General features: G+C 37.6%; 16 protein-coding genes. All 16 read right to left on the reverse strand.

Translation table 11 applies throughout. The features are described from left to right. Positions 1–48: 48 nt before the first annotated feature. Entirely contained in the window at positions 49–1,293 is a 1,245-nt protein-coding gene (locus ACFSQP_RS09520) for an ABC transporter permease (RefSeq protein ID WP_376893814.1), read from the reverse strand. Position 1,294: 1 nt separating this feature from the next. Continuing rightward, entirely contained in the window at positions 1,295–2,524 is a 1,230-nt protein-coding gene (locus ACFSQP_RS09525) for an ABC transporter permease (RefSeq protein WP_376893816.1), read from the reverse strand. Continuing rightward, entirely contained in the window at positions 2,517–3,218 is a 702-nt protein-coding gene (locus ACFSQP_RS09530; RefSeq protein ID WP_376893818.1) for an ABC transporter ATP-binding protein, read from the reverse strand. The genes ACFSQP_RS09525 and ACFSQP_RS09530 overlap by 8 nt, the downstream gene beginning before the upstream one ends. A gap of 580 nt (positions 3,219–3,798) precedes the next feature. Continuing rightward, positions 3,799–4,020, reverse strand: a complete 222-nt coding sequence (locus tag ACFSQP_RS09535; RefSeq protein ID WP_376893820.1) for a hypothetical protein — start codon at positions 4,018–4,020, stop codon at positions 3,799–3,801. A 48-nt stretch (positions 4,021–4,068) separates the two neighbouring features. After that, positions 4,069–4,605 (reverse strand): DUF420 domain-containing protein, encoded by a 537-nt coding sequence (locus ACFSQP_RS09540; protein ID WP_376893822.1) that lies wholly within the window; start codon positions 4,603–4,605, stop codon positions 4,069–4,071. After that, a complete protein-coding gene (locus ACFSQP_RS09545) occupies positions 4,602–5,357 on the reverse strand; it encodes an SCO family protein (protein WP_376893824.1) in 756 nt (251 codons plus the stop codon). Before ACFSQP_RS09545 ends, ACFSQP_RS09540 begins: the two co-directional genes overlap by 4 nt. Next, entirely contained in the window at positions 5,350–6,060 is a 711-nt protein-coding gene (locus tag ACFSQP_RS09550; RefSeq protein WP_376893826.1) for a hypothetical protein, read from the reverse strand. The genes ACFSQP_RS09545 and ACFSQP_RS09550 overlap by 8 nt, the downstream gene beginning before the upstream one ends. 58 nt (positions 6,061–6,118) lie before the next feature. Beyond that, a complete protein-coding gene (locus ACFSQP_RS09555; protein ID WP_376893828.1) occupies positions 6,119–6,499 on the reverse strand; it encodes a cytochrome C oxidase subunit IV family protein in 381 nt (126 codons plus the stop codon). 21 nt (positions 6,500–6,520) lie between these two features. Next, positions 6,521–7,501 (reverse strand): cytochrome c oxidase subunit 3, encoded by a 981-nt coding sequence (locus ACFSQP_RS09560; protein ID WP_376893830.1) that lies wholly within the window; start codon positions 7,499–7,501, stop codon positions 6,521–6,523. Positions 7,502–7,638: 137 nt separating this feature from the next. Beyond that, positions 7,639–8,220 carry a cytochrome c oxidase subunit 3 gene (locus ACFSQP_RS09565; protein WP_376893832.1) on the reverse strand — a complete coding sequence of 194 codons (582 nt, stop codon included), beginning with the start codon at positions 8,218–8,220 and terminating at the stop codon, positions 7,639–7,641. Between the two features lie 2 nt (positions 8,221–8,222). Next, complete coding sequence (gene cyoE / locus ACFSQP_RS09570) at positions 8,223–9,116, reverse strand: heme o synthase (RefSeq protein WP_376893834.1); 894 nt, start codon at positions 9,114–9,116, stop codon at positions 8,223–8,225. Between the two features lie 60 nt (positions 9,117–9,176). After that, positions 9,177–11,282 carry a gliding motility protein RemB gene (locus ACFSQP_RS09575; RefSeq protein ID WP_376893836.1) on the reverse strand — a complete coding sequence of 702 codons (2,106 nt, stop codon included), beginning with the start codon at positions 11,280–11,282 and terminating at the stop codon, positions 9,177–9,179. Between the two features lie 207 nt (positions 11,283–11,489). After that, on the reverse strand, positions 11,490–12,209 hold the full coding sequence (locus ACFSQP_RS09580; protein ID WP_376893838.1) for an energy transducer TonB: 720 nt from the start codon (positions 12,207–12,209) through the stop codon (positions 11,490–11,492). Positions 12,210–12,271: 62 nt separating this feature from the next. After that, positions 12,272–12,652 (reverse strand): VanZ family protein, encoded by a 381-nt coding sequence (locus ACFSQP_RS09585; protein ID WP_376893840.1) that lies wholly within the window; start codon positions 12,650–12,652, stop codon positions 12,272–12,274. Beyond that, positions 12,645–13,025 (reverse strand): glycine cleavage system protein GcvH, encoded by a 381-nt coding sequence (gcvH, locus tag ACFSQP_RS09590; RefSeq protein ID WP_376893842.1) that lies wholly within the window; start codon positions 13,023–13,025, stop codon positions 12,645–12,647. Before gcvH ends, ACFSQP_RS09585 begins: the two co-directional genes overlap by 8 nt. Before the next feature lie 56 nt (positions 13,026–13,081). Further along, entirely contained in the window at positions 13,082–20,293 is a 7,212-nt protein-coding gene (sov, locus tag ACFSQP_RS09595; protein WP_376893844.1) for a T9SS outer membrane translocon Sov/SprA, read from the reverse strand. Positions 20,294–20,296: the final 3 nt, after the last annotated feature.

Raw genomic sequence — 20,296 nt, forward strand, 5'->3', positions numbered from 1 at the left:
TTTACTTTGATTTTTATAGTTGGTGTGATGGTTGTTTTTATATGTTTATTATTCCTCTCTTAAGGCATCTATTGGTTTTACGCTTGTGGCTTTAAAGGCAGGAATTAAGCCGATAAGCGTACCTAAAACTACCAAAATTATTAAAGCGATAAATACTACCGAAATAGGTACCGAAGCATTAACCAAAGTGGCATCTGGACCTTGGCCAAAAGCGGCATCTAGGGCTATTAAAATCCAGCCGCCACTTATAATTCCAAAAAAGCCAGCCAAAAGGGTTAAAAATACAGCTTCCAATAAAATTTGTCGTTTAATTTCGTAAGGTGTGGCTCCCAGTGCCCGCCGAACACCTATTTCTTTAGTACGTTCTTTTACGGTAATTAATAAAATATTACCAATAGCAAAAACTCCTGCAATTAATGTAGCTATGCCCACAAACCATGTTAAAAACTGCATACCCACCAGGAAGCCTGTTAGTTTTTTAAATTCTTTTCCGAGGTTAAAACTACCAAAGGCTCGGTCGTCCTCTGGGTGCACTTTATTTAAGTTTTTTAAGATTAGTTTTGCGTCTTCTTCAATTTGGCGGATATCAAATTCTGGTTTACCGGTTATCATCATCCAGCTTATATTTTCGCCTCGGTTATATATTTGCTGAAAGGTTGTAAAAGGAATGTGCATATCTGTTGAAGGGCCCATGTTTTGATTGCCGTCTTCAAAAACACCAATTACCTTAAAGTTCATGCTATTTAGTTGCACGAGTTCGCCAATGGCGTATTCATCCTTTTCAAAAAGTTGTTTGTAAACACTTTCCGATATAACCACAACTTTTTTATTTTCGTTTATATCATTTTGGTTAATAAAACGCCCGTGAATTAATTTTTTCTTTTGCACTTTATCCAACAGCGGATAATCGCCATTGACACCAAAATTACCCGATAAAAAATTGCGCACTACTAATGCCTGACTTTGGTTTCGGGGCACTACAAATTCGATACCGGCAACATTTTCTTCTACTTTTTTAGCATCGGAAAGGGTTAATTTTACTTGTTTTCCTTCTTGAAAACCTTGAAATGGTTTACTGGTACTTTGCGCCCAAACAAATACACTGTTCGTGGCAAAATCGCCAAACAACCTATTAAATGCATTTTCAATGCCTTTGGCCGAACCTAATAACCCAATAAGCAGTAAAATACCCCACCAAACGCCCACCATGGTTAAAATGGAACGCAATTTATTTTTGCTTAGGCTATCAAAAACCTCTTGCCAGGTGTCTTTATCTGTTAAAAATTTAAACATATTAGTCGTCTCTTAGAGCTACAATTGGTTTTATTTTTGAGGCCTTTTTAGCTGGCAAATAACCAGCAATAGCACCAGCCACAATAAGTGTTACGGTTGCTGCTGTAATTAATGAGGGTTTTACACTTGGATCTTTAATAAAATAGCTTTCCAGAGTGGGAGCGGCTAATTCCAGAATACCAACACCCAGTAACAAACCAACGTAACCCGCAATGGCTGTTATTAAAATAGATTCTATTAAAATTATAGATACAATGGAACGTGGTGTAGCCCCTAAAGCCTTACGGATGCCAATTTCTTTGGTACGTTCTTTAACAATAAAAATCATAATATTACTAATACCCACTACTCCAGCAATTAAAGTTCCAAAGCCAATTACAAAAATTATAAGCCCTAAAGCTGTTGTCATTTGGCCAACTGCTTTAGTTCCTTCGGCCATGTTTCTAATTCGGATAGCGCGCTGGTCGGATTCTGCTACATCAAATCTATTTTTCATTTTAGTGGTTAAGCTGCGTCCAAAAGCAATAGCGTCGTCGTAACTTAAATCGGGGTTGTACGTAAGATTAATTTGATCTATATAATCCGTATTACCGTATAATCTTTGTGCTGTGGAAATAGGAATGTAAATTAAACGTTCTTCATTATCGCCGCCATCGTCGGAGAATACACCTACTATTTTGTAAGGAATACCATCTAAATTAATATATTTTCCTAAAGCAGACGTTTTAAGAAATAAATCCTCCTCCACGAGTCGGCCTATAACAGCCACTTTGGTATGTTGGATAACATCCATCTGGTTAATATAACGGCCTTGGTTGATAATTGTTTTTTCCAGAAATTGATGATCTGGATGCACAGCCCTTACAGAATAGTTTCCTTTTTCGTTTCCGAATGCAGCTACCACATTCCGATACACGCGTGATGTTATAAATTGAACCTTCTCACTAAACTCATTTTTAACGTAGTCGTAATCTTCGTTTTTAAACTGTATGCGCCTCCCTGCCTGCAGCCCTTTATTAGCTTTGGTAGTTGTTCCAGAAAAAATCATGATGGCATTATTGGCATCGTCATTAAAGGCTTCCGAAAATGTGTTTTGAAGGCCATTGGCCAAACCAAATAAAACGGCAAATAATAAAATGGCAAAGGCTACCGTAAACCCAGAAAGCAGACTTCGGGTTCTGTTTTTATTTATACTTTGAAATATTTCGCGCCAAAGATCGATATCAAACATACTGCTCCGCCCTAACTTGATTAACAAAAACATCTTCCATAATAACACCATCTTTTAGGCGCACTATGCGTTTGCACATATTAGCTATATCCTCTTCATGGGTTACCATTAAAATGGTTTTGCCTTCATCGTTTAACTGTTGAATAAATGCCATAATTTCATAAGATGTTGCGGTATCTAAAGCACCGGTAGGCTCATCGGCTAGCAACAACTTTGGGTTGGCCGCTAAAGCACGGGCAATGGCTACACGTTGCTTTTGACCACCCGACAATTCGTTTGGTAAATGGTGCGCCCAATTGGCCAAACCTACTTTTTCCAAATGAAACAACCCCAACTCATGCCGTTCTGCACGTTTCATTCCTTGGTAGTATAAAGGCAAGGCCACATTTTCCAGAGCGTTCTTGTAGTTTATTAAGTTGAAGGATTGAAAAATAAAACCTAAAAATTTGTTTCTGTAAATTGCTGCTTTTTTTTCTGTTAAGTTTTTTATGGGAACGCCGTCTAGAATGTATTCACCGTCATCGGCCTCATCCAACATGCCAATAATGTTTAACAAGGTAGATTTTCCAGAACCCGAAGACCCCATAATAGCAACCATTTCACCTTCGGCAACTTCCAAATTAATTCCTTTTAAAACATGTAAACTTGAGTCGCCAATTGGATAAGACTTGTGCAGATTGCTAATTTTTAACATAGTTTTTATGAATGGTTTTATGATTAAAGGTACAAATAAGACTCTTAAAACCTTAAATTGTTACAGCAAATGTAAATATATTTTGTTTTAATGGTATTCATGCCCTGTTAAACTTAATATAAATAAATGACTCCTAATAGGTTATTTTTAAAACCGTACTGCCCTATTTTATAACGGATAACATTGTAACAGGTTGTTTTGTCTAAACTTCGGTAAGTTAATTTTCACATAAATACACGACCTATTAAACCAAGGCAATTGCAACATACATGTCCTTTATATCCGTGTATAAACGCCACATTATGAATTACTACATACAGCGTATTTTATAGCAGTTAAGAAGTAACACTAAAGGTGGCTACACGTACAAAAACGCCAAGCTCCGTAAAGGAATTATAGACCGAGTTAAAAGGAACCGGCAATGGTTTCTGGCCGCATAGGTAAACTTAAAACATAAGAATAGCCAGCAACGGAATTGTTTGCAACTACCCATATACTAGCCGATATGGTAACAAAATACTTTAATCCGTGCCAGCAAGGGAATTAAAAGAATTGCTAAAACAGCAAAGTGGGCGGTTATTTAGTTTTTTTTGGTTCGGAAGTTGCGATAAATTGCAATACCAATACCACCTACCAATAAATAAGGAATAGCCATAAGGTACACGATACCTTTATTAATGCCCTCGGCCTGTGCCTGACCTTCAGCACTTTCTAGAACCGCGCGACACATGGCGCATTGTGCTTCGGCAGAAGTTACCATGAACACAAGTAATAAAATAGTAAGGAAAAGTGTTTTTTTCATAGTGGTAAATTCTAAAAGTTAAAACATCTTAAAAGCAAAGTATTCCAGTTAATACACGTAATACGGCGAAATCATGATATACACTATAACACCTGTTACAGCTACATACAACCATAACGGAAAGGTAATACGCGCTATTTTTTTATGACGCTCTATGTTGTTGGTAATGGCACGAACATAGGTTATTAAAACAAATGGAATAACCACAATAGATAACAATATATGGGTTATTAGAATAATAAAATAAACATACCTTATGGCGCCTTCACCACCGTATTTAGTGGACTCGCTTGTCATGTGGTAGGCCACATACATTACTAAAAAAGCCACCGATAGTGCAATGGCTACCTTCATTAAATTTTCGTGTAATTTAATTTTCTTGTTTTTAATAGCCCAAAACGAAACTACTAAAAGTACCGCTGTAAGCGCATTAGTTGTAGCATATATAGGAGGTAAAAACATTAAGGGCTCCACGTTAGGAATTTTTACGCCAAACAAAATGGCAACAACCACCGGTATGATTACCGATAAAACAACAATCCACTTATTGTATTTTTTTTCGGCTTCTAAGTTAGACTCTATCATTCTTTAAGTAATTTTGCTATATCTTCCTTTAACATACTAATTTCTTCGCGCTGCCCATCTTCATCCACTTGCTCGGCTTCGCTAATTATGCCTGAATAAAATATTTTTGGATTGCCAAAATCGTCTTGTCTCGATCTAATAAAACCCTTTTTATCTATTAAGGCAAAGTTTCCGGAATGCTCAAAACCTTCTGGAACTGTTTCATCCAAGCCCACAAAAATATTAAACCCTAGATTGGCCAAATCGAAAATAGCATCTTGATCGCCGGTTAAAAAATGCCAATTCGGATTGGTAACACCGTATTCTTTAGCATAAGCCTTTAAAACCTCCGGAGTGTCCACTTTAGGCATAATGGTAAAAGATGCAATTCCAAAATCCTTATTATTTTTAAATTCATTTTGAATAGATACTAGATTTCTATTCATTCTTGGACATATAGTAGGGCAGGTTGTAAAAAAGAACTCAACCAAATATACTTTACCTAAATAATCTTTGTCTGTTATGGTTTGTCCATCCTGATTTGTAAAGCTAAATTCAGGTACTTTTTTTGGTTCTCCATTAATATTTAAATAGACCAAATCTGAAGCTTCGCCTTTGGAAAAATCGAGCGTAGATACTTGTTCGCTTCGGCTGGCGTTGCGTACTGTATCGTCTTGGGTTATTCTATTTACAATACGGGGCACAAACCAGATTCCGAAAACCAGAATTACAAAAGAAATGCCTACGTAAGAATAATTAGCTTTTTTACTCATTAGAACTAGATTTTAGGTCGCTTGCACGACGGGATTCCGAATTGAAATTACCTTTTCTTTTTTGGCGGTATTCTGTAAATAATACACGTAAATCTTCAGAACTCATTTTATTTTTAATAACCGCTACTTGAATGCAGTTGTAAGCATTTAAACCATACACGGGTTTGTTTGCTTCAATTTCGTTGTCTGTACGATCGTCTATGCGTCCGCGTTGATTTAAGTCTGTATCAATTATAAATACATTATCTGAAGCCAAGTTATCCGATAATTGGAAAGATGCTTTTAAACTGTTGAAGGTGTTTTTTATGGTCTCTGGCTCGGCATGTACAAAGTGCCAAAAACGAAGATCTTCGTACAAAGCAATTTCCCGAAATAAGGTTTCCGAGTCGGCCTCTGCTCCTTTTGGTACCAAGGCTACAATTTGAAACTTTTTAAAGCCTTTAAATTTGTCGTAAACCAATTCCTTTAAGTTGGACGCTGCTATTAACATATCCAAGGGCTCGCTACCCAAAAAAGCCAAAACCGTTATGTGGTCTTTAAGCATAATACCTTCAGGATTTTCGGGTAACTCTGCTACATTTTCATGCACAATGTCCAACGGGTTATAATGATCCTCGGAAAGCGATAACACCAGTACAAACATAACGGGCAATAAAAATAAAACCGCTAGTATAAAATTCCGTTTTAATTGCTTCTTTTTCATAGTGCAAAAATAAAAAAAGGCGGTTTAAAAACCGCCTTTTTTGGAATATTTAACTATGTTAAAAATCTCGTTTTATAAAGCTATTGTTGTATACACCTTCTACATAACCACCTTCTTGTAGTAAAATAAAAATGATGTACGATATTAAGAATACACCTGTCCATACCACCATGCGTCTTAATCCTGATGATTCATCGCGCATGTGCATAAAATCCCAAGTAATGTAGTAAGCCTTTACAATGGTTAAAATAATAAAAATCCAGTTAAGTCCTTTCATTCCGGCAATATAGCCCATTAGTATTGCGGGCTTGTAAATACCTAATACCACCTCGATTGCTGTTACTACAGAAAGTAGTATTAAAACACCCCAGATTTTCTGCTTGTTGGATTTAAACTTAAGTAATCCTCTAAATATTTCTAATTTATGTGTGTCTGCCATTTTTAATGAATTATCTAAAAATTAAACAAGGTAGAAGAATGTGAATACAAATACCCAAACTAAATCGACAAAGTGCCAGTAAAGACCAACTTTTTCAACCATTTCGTAGCTGCCGCGTCTTTGGTACGTTCCAATAACTACATTAAAGAAGATAATGATGTTTAAAACAATACCTGAAAATACGTGAAAACCGTGGAATCCTGTAATGAAAAAGAAGAAGTCTGCAAACAACGGCGCACCGTATTCATTAACAATAAGGTTAGCCCCTTCTACAACGGCCTTCCCGTCGTTTTTAATTCTATCTAAAGACGCTTCTCGCGACAAGATGGTTTTGTGCCCATTTTCATTTAGGGTTTCTGTTCTTACTAAAACGTTAGGGTTGGCTTCCAATCCCGCTATTACTTCGTTTAAAGTAAAAGTAGGTAATGGCTTTTCTGCTTCATACCAAACACCTTTATTAGCTTCGTGCTCGCGCCTCATACTTTCTTGAGCCACTGCAAAATCGGCTAAAGCAACGCGTTTTCCGTTGGTATCTACAAATTGCAGAATCTGACCGCCTTTAGTTTGGATAGCACCATATTCGCCTTTAATAAAGGTTGCCCATTCCCAAGCTTGCGAACCAAGGAAAATAACACCACCAATAATTGTAAGGAACATATAAAGCGTAACTTTGGCTTTATCCATACGATGACCAGCATCCACGGCAAGAACCATGGTTACGGAAGACATAATTAAAATAAATGTCATTAATGCCACGTAAATCATAGGAAGCTCTTGTCCATGTAAAAATGGAACGTGGGTAAACACTTCATCGGCAATTGGCCAAGATCCAATATACTTAAACCTGGAAAACCCATAGGCTGCTAAAAATCCTGTAAATGTTAAGGCATCCGATACGATAAAAAACCACATCATCATTTTGCCGTAACTTGCTTTTAGCGGTTCGTTTCCGCCACCCCAGGTTTTACCTTCTGTTCCAGTTTTTACAACTGTAGTACTCATATGTTCGGTTTTGTTAATAAAAGTTGCACAAAAATAATCAATTTATCTTTTTAAAGAAACATCCACTCTTAAATTTTGAATTCTTTAGCGGGATATCGGGGTATCCGCAATTTAATTTGCAAATTGGGCGCACCTAACTAGCCTACAAAATAAAGAAATAAAAACAGATAGACCCAAAGCAAATCTACAAAATGCCAATAGGTTGCAATTAATTCCACACCTAACATGTTACCGGCGCGATACTTTTGTTTAAAATGATTATAAATTACAACCAATAAACATAACAAGCCTACCGCAATGTGTAAAATATGCACTACCGCTATTAAATAGATGTAGCTCATGGTAATATTACTTGTTGGTCCTGTAAAATTGTAACCCAATTCAATTATTTGCTGGAAGCCTACAAATTGATTGTAAATAAATACCAAACCAAGTGCAAAAGTGGTAACCAACCAAACGGAAGTCATTTGCCTATTACTTTGTACCAAGCTTCTTTTTGCCAACCAAATGGTTCCACTGCTAATAATTATAATGAGTGTACTAATTAAAAAGGCGTTGGGAAGCACAAAATCTGCCGCCCAATCTGGCCGGGTACTACTAACCACAAAGGCACTCGTCCAGCCGCCAAACGACATAATTAACGATAAAATTCCAAACCAAAGCATCATTTTCTTTGCTCGGCCTCTTTTCTCCTCTAATGTTCCTTGAGTTAAATCCATAATTATCTAATAAATTTATCTACCACGTAGACTATTTGTAATAAGGTAATATATAACACGCTTGCTAGCATTAAATGTTTAGCTGCAAGAACATTCATTTTTTTGTATAACTGAACCGCAAAATGCAACATACCTAAACCCAGCGCAAAAACAATTACGGCAGCTACAACAGACAGCTGTAAAGCGCCTGTAAAACCAAAAACAGGCACGATAGAAATTAATATGGTCCAAATTACATACATAATTATTTGCTTTGCCGTTCCTTTATCTTGATTTCCAGTAGGTAACATAAAAAAGCCGCCTTTTTTATAGTCGTCAAACAAAAACCAACCTATAGCCCAAAAATGAGGAAATTGCCAAAAAAACTGAATAGCAAATAAGGTTCCTGGTTCTATTCCAAAATGATTGGTTGCTGCCACCCAACCCAACATAAAAGGAATGGCACCTGGTATAGCACCTACAAAAACAGCAAGCGGTGTTTTTGTTTTAAGTGGCGTATACACACTAGTGTACAAAAATATTGAAATGGCGCCAAACATGGCCGTTTTTTCATTAATTACATATAAAATGCCAATTCCTAAAACCGTAAATAAACAGGCTATAGCGAAGGCAACATTTACAGACATCCTACCGGAGGCAACGGGTCTGTTTTTTGTGCGGCTCATAAGAGCGTCTAAATCCTTTTCGATAATTTGGTTAAATGCATTGGAAGCACCAACCATAAAATAGCCACCTAAAGCTAACAAAAATAATATGGAAAAATCTACCGTATCCGCACCTAACAAATAGCCCGCCATTGAAGAGAATACCACGCTTAAAGACAACCGCATTTTCGTGATTTCTTTAAAATCAGAAAGAACAGAATTTTTAGCGGATAATGAGGCTTGCTTACTCAAAGTAATAGGTTGCTTTAGACGCGTTTATTGCGATTGCAAAGATACTTTGAAAAAATAATTCTACAAATCAAAATACCAATTAAATAAATCGGTTCGAATTCCTAAATTAAACCAAAGTGTTTCGCTTTTCATGGTTGTTTCATTAACGGCCTCTGGGTTAAAATTCCGGAAGGTAACATCGGCAAATAGCTTTAAATTAGTAGCCGGATTTATAAGGTAGCCGGCCTGTAAATTAGCAAAGAGAGATGTTGTTTTATTTCCTTGGCCTACCAAAATACCTGTATCGGCAGGTCTGTCGTTATAGTTTCTATAAATATCTCCACCGTAACTAAAAGTATTGGCGCTGGTATTAAAATCCAGTCCTCTTGTACCAACAACTAATTTGGCATTTCCAAACCAACGGTTGTAATGATACCTCCCAATAAGCACTAATTCGCTAAAATTTGCGCCCCATAAATGCGCCATGCTTTGGTTGTTATGCCCGTAATTTAATACCACGGTATTATGCGAATAGGTATACGGGCGCACTCTATTATACTCCATTTGAAGCATTAAATTATCAATTTTAAAAGCCTGGTAATAGGTAACGCCCAGTTGGTAGCCATATTTGTTTTTCCAACTTTTGTTTCCACCTTTTACATCTGCCAATGAAAACTCGTCTAAAATAAACTGTCCATACCCATGTATATTATCGTTAAACTTATATTTAGCAGAAAGGCCCAATACAGCATTTCCTGAATCTTGACCCGTTTCAAACTCAATAGCGCGATAAAAAATTATCGGGTTTAGATAATTTACATCAAAGCCCCTGTTAGCTGTTTTTGCCCAAATTACCGATTCAAAAAAGCCAATATTTAAGCGTTTGGTTGCGTTCCAACTTAAAAAATGAGTAGCCATATATTTACTCAAGTAAGCGCCATCTGGATCTTCAACCTCGCGCCTAGAATCGCGTAACCACATCCAAGTGTTGGTGTATTTTAGTTTCCAAAAGGTGGTGTTTATTTTTAAAAACGGATTTGGACTGGCTACATCGCTAGTAAATAAGGAGCGGTAACCATCGCCAATAAAGTTTTTGCCGTGTCCAAACTGCAAATTAACAAAGGAGATTGGTGTAAAAGACATATAAGCCTCTGCCACTGGATAATCGTAAGCATCTTCCTTAAAACGCTTGGCAATGCCACGCCCCGGAATTACAGCCACCTCGTCTGCTGCTTTAATAGATTCGGCATAGTGGTTGTAATATTGTGCAAAACGCCCCTGACTTTCAAAAACAGAGGCATAAAAATTAAAGTTATTTCCCAAACCACCTTGTATGCCAATACCTCGCGTATTGTTAAAGGTACTGTTAAAATCGGCTTTGGTATCTTTTCCTAATTGTAAGTCGAAAATTGGATCGACAGTAAACCAATAGTGTTTGCCTTCCACTCGAGCCAAGCGCTCGTTCCATAGTTTTCTTCCTGCATAGGTAGTTGTTTCCTTGGCCAATGCCTGTTGTGCCGCCTGAAAATTATAATACCCGGAGACCATGTTGTATGTAAATGGCTTGGAACTAGTATGGCTATTAGTTCCTACTAAATTTAATTGTTTCCCAAAACGGGCATAGTAGCTGTGTGTAAAAGGGACATTAAGCTGACTGCTGTATTCCTTGTGCGAAAAAGGTTGTAAACTTCGGTTTACTGCAGCATACTCTTGTTTTGCTGCAGCTTCAAGTTCCGATAATTCGTGAGCCTCGGCTGCACTACCGGATGCTTCCAGTTCTTCCAAAAACGGGATTTTAAGCGTTAGTGCATATTGTTTAAAAGTAGGCTTACCATTGTAAGTGGCAGGCTCAATGGCGTCCATTTGCCCAAAAACACGGGTAACCTCGTCTTGTAATTCCTGATATAAAGCATCCACATAAATAACCCGAAATACACCTGTTGCGGTTACCTCGAACAAAATAACTACCTGACCTTCAAATTGGTTTGCCTTTAAAAATTCTGGTACTTTAAAAGCCTGTTTAACTTGTTTATAAACTTCTGAATCAAAACAGGCTTGCAATTGGGATGCGGCTAATGTTTTACAAGCCGGAAATACAGGTGGTTTTTCGTATTGGAAATTAGGTTGCGCCCATAAACCAAATTGGAGTAAACAAAACAGCGTAAAACAGAGGTGTTTTTTAATCATTTACGATAGTTTTTTATGGGGGAAAGATACTATTTTTTTCACAAGACACCTAGTTAACATTCCTAGGTAGTAGCTAATAACGGAGCACCACACAAACCCATAATGAAGCCTGCCAATAAATAGCGAACAAACTGTTACACCATACAGCCTTTAAACAAAAAACCCGTTACAAATTTGTAACGGGTTTTACATAGTATACAGATAGGTTTAATCCTGCACCTGGAATTTAATAGGAATGTAGTACGGTACACGTACTGCTTTACCACGTTGCTTACCTGGCTTCATTTTAGGTAATAACCCAATAACACGCATGGCTTCTTGCTCCAAACTTGGGTGTGGTGCTCTTGCTTTAATATCGACAATATCACCGTTGCGGTCTATTTTAAAGAACACACGAATTTGTTGTATACCCGATAAGCCTAACTCCTGCGCTAAATCGGTGTTAAATTTCTTCCCAATAAAGTCGTTCATTTTTTTGTTCATACAGGCTTTCTTGTCTTCGTTAGATCCACCCTCACAGCCTGGAAAAACCGGTACATTTTCAATAACAGCAAAAGGAACCTCTTCAATTTCTTCTACTTCTTCTACCTCTACCTCTTCAATTTCTACAATTTCTTCCTCTTGACTAGTTTCTGTAGACTCGATTACGGTTTCTTCCACCTCTTCTTCGTCTTCAACAACCTCAATAACTTCTGGTGCTGCTGGTGGCGGTGGTGGCGGTGGTGGTGTTACCACGGTTTGGGTAATTGGAATTTCCTCTACCAATTCATCTTCCAAATCTAGCGTACCAATATCTATAAGTTCCTTGTCGTAGGTTTTATAGTTTATGGCATAGTTTGTAATGAATAACATTAATGCTAAACCAATGGCAAAATACAAGGAGCTGTTTCTGCCTACATTTGCTTTAGGATTTTTTTTAGGTTCCATAGTTATAATTTAATTACTGCCCGCTAAATTAACCAATAAATTGGCAATTACACAAACGATTATTAGTATTTAACGTCCGTTTTATTGTAAATCAGCAATACCAAGCAGGCTGTTAAAACCCCTAATGCATTTGCTGCTATATCGTACAAATCGAAAGAACGTGTGTTTGTTATTTCTTTTTGAAGGACTTCAATAATTGTACCAAACACCGCGCAAGCAATGGCCACTTGTATTAAAGTCTTTAATTTTGAGTAGTTTGTTCTGGTATACACGGCAAAAAACCACAACCAAACTAGCAAAGCGTAAGCAATAAAATGAAATACCTTATCGCTGTAACTTGGCACCACTACATCCATGTTACTAAAATCTAGTTTTATTAAACTCATGGCCACTAAAGCCAATGAGTAGGCAACAGAAATTAGTAAGGCGTACTTTTTAAGCACCAATAAGTTCTTTATACGCTTCGGCAGACATTAAAGCATCCATATCGGAAATATTGTTGCATTTAATTTTAATCATCCAACCAGCACCGTAAGGGTCTGAATTAACTGTTTCTGGCGCATCTTCTAAAGCTTCATTAAATTCAATAATTTCACCAGAAATAGGTAAAAATAAATCGGAAACTGTTTTTACGGCTTCAACAGAGCCAAAAACCTCATCGGCTTCCAATGTTTCGTCCACTGTTTCTACTTCTACATAAACAATATCGCCCAATTCGCTTTGCGCGAAATCTGTAATACCTACAGTTGCAATATCGCCTTCTAATTTAACCCATTCGTGGTCTTTTGTATACTTTAATTCTGCTGGAATATTCATGTTTTTATTTTTTTACAAATGTATTTATTCGTTTCAAACTTTCAAACTAAATTTAGTTAATTACCAAAGGTGTACCGAAGCGTTAACCCAGAGCGTATAGTTGTTTGCGGAAATGCCGTTGAAATAGCATATTCTGAAAAGGCATAATCGAAATAAAAGATGCCTGTTAGGTTTTTACTAAACGAATAATCTGTAGAAAACTTTAAGGACCAAATGGTTTGCCCAGATGTAACTTGGTTGTTTTCCAAGTCCAAATAACGGATAATGGTTTTGTTATCGCGAACTGAAATATCGGCTTTCATGTTTAAATCGCTTACAATACGTTTTCTAGGGCCTGCCAATTTAGATTTTATTCGCACGTCCTTTATACGGTAGCCCAATCCAATAATGTATTCGTTACCCTGAATTTCGGTCATTAAATTGTTATCGAAACTTAAGGACAGTAATCTGTCTTTTTTCATTTCCATGAGAATTTTCATGGAGTTTTTCATTTCGAAATCAATTCTGAATAGTGGCGAAAACATTTCACTTAAATTAATATTACTGTAAAGTGTTTCGTTTTTAAAATTACCACTTTGGTCCACTGCTGTTACATTGTTCCGATCGTAATCTAGGTTGGAGCGGAACTGGTTAATGGTGTAATTGGAACGGTAACCGTGTACAATAGAAAAGCGTTTAAATTTACTTTTAAACCATTTAAAGTTCATTAAACCTGTGTATTTAATATCCCAGTTTGGAATGGGTACATCGCGAAACGCACTTAAAGATACCTTTTCGGCCTTTTGCCCCGTGTATGCCGATAAAAACGAAGGCAATAAAACAGCTTGGCTATTTTTTCCGAAACCTACTGGGTACCCTTCGGCATCCAATGGGTAATTTGTACCGCCATAAAAGCGTTGTGCCAAACGGTTGGCTACTTTTATACGGTTTGATCGAAATTGATTAAAGGTTTCAGAGGTCACTTCGTTACTGGCACTAAAGGCCGTTTTTATAAGTACGGTAGATATGTTAAAATTACCAAAGGAATTTGGGGTAAGCGACTCGTACTCCAACTCGCTGCCCAAATCGTTAATGCGGTAATTTTCTGTATAATTTTCGGCGTACATTCTGTTACCAACAATATCAATTTTAAGGTCGTTAAACGGTTCCACATTCGCAGAATAGTCAAATTGCCGCGTTCTATTTACCCGATATTGGTCGTTAAAATCTGGGTATAAGGTTAACCAACCGCGTCTGGCTGCTAAATCTCTAATATCATTCTGGCTTCCAAAGGTAAAGCCGGTTGTTGGTTTTAGCGTGCCTACAAACCCTGGTGTTTGCAAATAGCCTGGCAAGTAGGTACCACTTGTTTCGGCATAGTTAAACTGAATTCGTTTTATGGCGGTTACAATGTCTATACCTGCATTTAAAAACTTGGTACCTGTATTATTTTTAGCAACATTGGTGGTGCTAGGATTGTTTGTTACCGCATTTCCGTCTCTGGCACCTGGTGGGGTTGGTCCTTGTTTTTGGCGGGCGCGGTTAGCGCCATTGTTTCGGATAGGTTTCTTTTTTAAGCCCACATACCGGTACAATTTGGACATGTTTAAGGTGGTGTTTAAATTATGCTGATTGGCATTCGATATGGTGTTACCCAAATCGTAAGTAACGCCATTTACCTCCAAATCGCCGAATAAATCTGATCCCTTTTGCCACTGAAACTCACCGCTGTAAGAATAATTGGCATCTATAAAGGCAAAGGTTGGTATTTTATTTATTGGAATTTCGTAATTAACGCCCAATTGCTGGTATTGGGTATTTGGGTCGCCAAAATCGAAAAAGCCATCCCAAATATCTAAACTAGGGTCTTGTTCGCCATTGCGAATATTATCTTTGAAATAGTTACGGACAATATTCACATTGGAAGCCGAAAAGTTCATGGACAAGGATTTGGTTAAATTATAATTAACCGTGTATCCAAAATCGAAGGTATAATTACGTCTGTACAATTCGTTTAAACCAATATTGGCACCGCCTAAATCTATTTCTCGGAATTTTTGCCTGTTAAACTGCCTGTTAATATTGGTGTTTACCGTAAAGCTGGCTGGCAGCGGATTAATATTGAAATCTTTTAAAATTTTCCAGTACTTACCTGTAAACAAGGAATCGTTTTTCTTAAATGGTTCAATATTTAATGGCGCAAAGTTGTGGGCGTAGTTAACCCCTGTACGCACATTTTTGTCTACAGCGCGTTCTATTTCAAAATCGCGATGTTCTACTTTATTGAAAGAATAATTTAGCGTAAAGTTTTCCACATCGTAGAAACGTGGTTTGGACTCGCCGGTGCGTGTTTTACGCACACCAATAAAGTTTATACTTTTTCGTTTGGTGTAGTTTTCATTCACATTTAAAATAGAATCCTTATCTGCATTATTGTCTAATTGCGTTTGCAACTCGATATCCCGATAAAATTCGTCGTAACGTGGGGTAATTTTTTCTTCTCCCACACCGTAGTTAAATGGTATTTGAATGCCCCACTTTTCGGGTAATAACTTTCCAATATTTACATTAGTTACCACATCGTATTGTTCCACATCTTCACGGCTGCGTTCCTCCGGTCCTTGCTCTATGCTACCAAAACCAGAAGTACTTTTTCTTCCTGTTGCGCTTACACTAGCAAAATCTGCTAAATTGGAATCCATACTTATTACAGCAGCCCAACCGCCTTCGCTATCCATATCGGAAAGGCGCAATTCGTTTAGCCATAATACGGCACATTTGTCTATGGAGGCTCGGTTTTTTACACCAACCATTAAGGTCCTGATATCACCAAAATTTGGATTACCAACAATAGCTACTCGGTGGTATTCATCGTCGGCACCTAATCCTGTTGGAATAGGATCGAAAGCTTGTACCGCGTTACCACTTAAACCTTCGCGAATAACATCGTAATAGGTTGGATCTGGGCTAGAAATATTACCATCGGCAATGGCTTTGGATTTTATTTGCTGTAATATTTCAAGTGGTAAATTAATTTCATTTTCTTTTGGCCATAAAGCTTCTCTTGAAAGGCCTTGCGACACCTTTAGAGGAATCATGATTTCGTAATAGTTTTGGGTTAAATCGTTACCCATTCTTATAAAGCCAAACAAATCGTCGTCCTGCAGACCAGGCTGATCGCCTTCTTGTGCATGCATAAACATACGCAGTCGTTTGTACTGGCGCATATCTACATTAATGTTTTTAAATACGGCCCGACCGTCTTCAGATTCTAATCCGCAAACATCCAGCAATAAAGATTGTTCATTTTGCCTTATTACGGTATTGTTGTTATACAATTCCTCTGGTTCTACGCCTGGAGGCGATTGGTAGCTGCCATCGTTTTTTAATGTGCTAATAACACCTACGGAAAATTCTGTATCGTCCAAAGCTGGATCGCCGCCATCTGCATCTAAAGATTTTGTATACCTACGCCATTCGCTTCGCACCAAATCTAAAGTTCCAAAACGCAGTACCGTTTTTTCTGTAAATTCTTTTAAATACATTCTGGCAAATCTGATAGAACGCAAATCCGAAATACCGCCAACCGCTGTCCTATTAATATCGTCTACGGGAATTCTAAACTGATACCACTTTGGTGTTACGGTTTGGCCGTTTGGCAGATTTCTAATCTGATTTTCTTTAACATCTACAATGTATTTATTGTTAATGTTTAAATCGCCCGGCTTTAAATCCAACTCATATTCAAAATAACTATCTATGGTGTTCATAGTGTTATCGCGGTTAACATCTTCTACATCTGGTTGGGTGGTAGACCCTCTGTTGGTATCTGAAAAGGTATCTGGCGAGTTCCCTTCTACGCCATTATAACGCTTATAACGTTCAAAAATATCGCCTTCAACATTTAAGAAATAGGCGTAATTATCGTTAGCAGGATCCTCTAAAACGGAATAGTTTGTAAAAATAGCGCGTTCATCTGCATCGTTGTAACCATCGTAGCCTACATCTTGATTGGCACGCTGCTGGCCTGTTGTATCAAAGGCGTAAATTAAGGATTGGTTTTGCGGGTATACGGTGTTCCAAGATGGCGATTGTGGTAGTACGCCTATTACATTACCATCGTTAGGGAGTCCGTTTTCGTATAATTTTCTGCCGTCTTTAATAATGTCTTCAGAAATATTTCCAATATTAAACACCAGTTTACCACCTGGGTTGGTTGGATTTTCTTGGAAAGGATCCTGCAACCAGAACTCAATATATTCCACATTGGCTTGTTCAAAATCGGTGGATGTAATTTGCCTTGTAATACCCGCCCAACTATTTTGAGGATTGGTTAATTGGTTATTAAGAATATCCACATTGTTAGGTTGGAAATTATAAGGCCCACGCTCTGTTGGGTAGTAAGCTAAATCTAAAGTGTATAACACGGTGCTCTGTCCTTGAGCAATATCTTGAGCTGGAAACAATTCATTTATAAACACACGACTGGTGTATAAATCGGAAATATCATCGTCTGAAATACCACTAGGACTTCTGTTGCTGTAAAAAATAGGGTCTATGGAATACCAATTTAACAAGGCTCTGTCGTAGCCTTGCTCAATTCCGTTCTGGTCGTCGTTGTTTGCATTAATACCTCTTGGTCTGCTTGATAAAAACCAAGACTGGGGCGATTTTAAGTCGATGTTATTTTGAGACCCTTCAAAATCGTCTACATAGGTGGTTGCTTCACCTTGAAAATCGGTGCCTTTTGGCGAGCCAGGCGCTAAATAAGCAAACTCTCCACGAAGTGATACATTGGACATAACATCGGTATCAATATTAGGCAGTTTGTTTACAAGTCGTGTTAAAAAGGGAACTTCCGTGGAATAATTTCCATTTAAACCAAAAATATGGTTGTTAATTGGCTCTTGACTGTAATTAGCTTTTTGCGTTATTGGGCGTTCGTTTAAGTGCAGCCACGTGCCACCAAGCACAAAGTTTTCATTAAATTTATGTTCCACGTTAATAGCGGTGAAACGTTTTGTTTGTTGCCCAAATACGGCGTTATTTTCCGTAGAAACCTGAATAGGCGTATTGGAAGCTTTTAGGGCTTCATCCAGAATTTGAACTGTTCCGGCTTGATAATTAACGGTATAATCAATACCCTCTACCAATGTTCTACCACCAGCCGTTACGGTAACCGATCCACGCGGTACATTAAAAGCACCTATTGGAATACCATCGCCTCCAGCCGATTTATAACGTCCTTTAATTTTAAATTTATTTTTATCGGCTTCTTCCAAAGCGGCCGCCTTGGTTTCCTTATACAACACATCGTACACGTATTTTGCTTGATTGGCGTTATAGGTAGCCGTATTGGTATAATCTTCGGAAGCGTTTAAGGATAAGGTTTTAAATAAATAATTACCAAATGGCTCTACTTTGGTAAATACAATTTTTCCATTTTGCGGCAAAACCGTTATGCCCGGTACGAAATCGAAAAAACCGTCGCCATTCGTTTGCGGATCGTTATTAAAGTTTAATCTGTCAAAATTAAACAAACGCAGTAAAGTTGTTTCCTGTATAGGGTTTCCTTCAAATTCAGGGAAAGGTGTTCCTGCCACAGGCGAAATAAAATTTAATGGCGAAGCTTCGTTGTAAAAAATATTTAATTTAAAATCCTCCTGACTAAGTTGATAGGCACCGGTGTCGTAAATATTCTTCATCATTAAGTCCCAAATTGGCTGTTGCACATTGGTAATAGGACTCTTTAAAAGTTTTAAGACCAAAGTATTGTTGGTAATTGTGGTAATAGGGCCCGAATTATCGATACCTGTTGGATCTACACCGCCGTTGGCAAATTCGCCTACCTGATACACCTTACCGCCTACGGTATATTGAAAAGCTACAGCTACAACCTCGTCGTTATTTAAGCGCTGGTTTAATGAAATATAACCCAATTGTGTGTTTACCGTGTACTCTTGGCCTTCGGTTAATTTTCGGGCGTTTTCTAGTTTGGCATAATCGGCTCCTTCATTTACCACAGCCGATAAACTACCAAAACCTTGTTGGGCGGTTGCTATGTCTCTAATATTGTTATTTAAAACCGAGCCAGACCCAATAGTTGTTGGGTTATAGTCGTTATTGGCGTTGTCTGGAAACGCATTTGGCCCAGCGTTTAAGAAGCCTGGCGGAATAGGATTTAACAAAATATCGTTTGCCGTAGGATTTGGATTGGATTCCCCTAAATCTTGCAGTGCTACAATGTTTCTAACATTTTCGGTACGGTTGGTACGGTTGGTTACCCATACCTCTATTCGTGTAATTTGAACATTCGTGTTTATAAACGGATAATTAGCCAAAGCCTTGTCGTAATTATCGCGGAAATAGTGTGCTAAAAAGAAGTGTCGATTTTCATCATAATCACGTGCAAAAAAATCGAATTCTTCCAAAGTCCCACCACCTTGAGCTACCACGGTTCGCCTGTCTGATTTTTGTTCGGAAAATACACCAGTAATTGTGGTTTTTCCAAATTGCAACTGTGTTTTAACCCCAAATAAACTTTGTGCACCTGTAATAAGGGAACTATTTAAAGGCATACTAACGTTACCAACCTCTATTTTCTGAATAATATCGTCTTCGGTTGGTGTATATTCTAACTTTATCAAATTTTGAAAATCGAAAGTAGATTCGGTATCATAATTAGCCGTTACCTGTAAGCGTGTTCCTACTTTCCCCAGTAAACTTAAGCTAATACGCTGATCGAAGTCGAATGTGAAACTACTTCTGTTTTGGGGTGAAAACGAAGGGTTGTCCTGTTTTGTAAACAAAATACCTAAATCCATTTCCACAGAACCTTGTGGCACGACTTCAATAGTATTGCCACCAAAAATACTTTCAAAAAAACCCGAGTTTACGTAAAATTCTGGCAGTAAATTTTTTTGTTCGTCTTCGCTTCCTGCTTTTACACCGTCAAAAGCATCTATTTTCTGTTTGTAGTAAGCCTGTAAATTTTGTCTGATTATTAAATCCTGATATTCTTTAGGCGTTAAAATAATGGGATAGTTGATATTAAATTCACCTACTGTTTCTGTATAAATATACCTATCTGTTAACGGATCGTACTTGTATTTGGACTCAATACTACTTGGATTAGGCATTTGCATATTGCCTAAATTAAATCCTGTTTGTGTGGAATCCTGTTCGGTTGGATTTGTTTGAGACCAGGCCAGCGCAGAAAAAAGAATTGCGCAAGCAATAAAGACCTGTGTTTTTAAAGATTTATAAAAATTAGGGTTGGTTGTATTCAAAAT

The organism is Bizionia sediminis (assembly GCF_042684585.1).
Classification (GTDB): Bacteria; Bacteroidota; Bacteroidia; order Flavobacteriales; family Flavobacteriaceae; genus Algorimicrobium; species Algorimicrobium sediminis.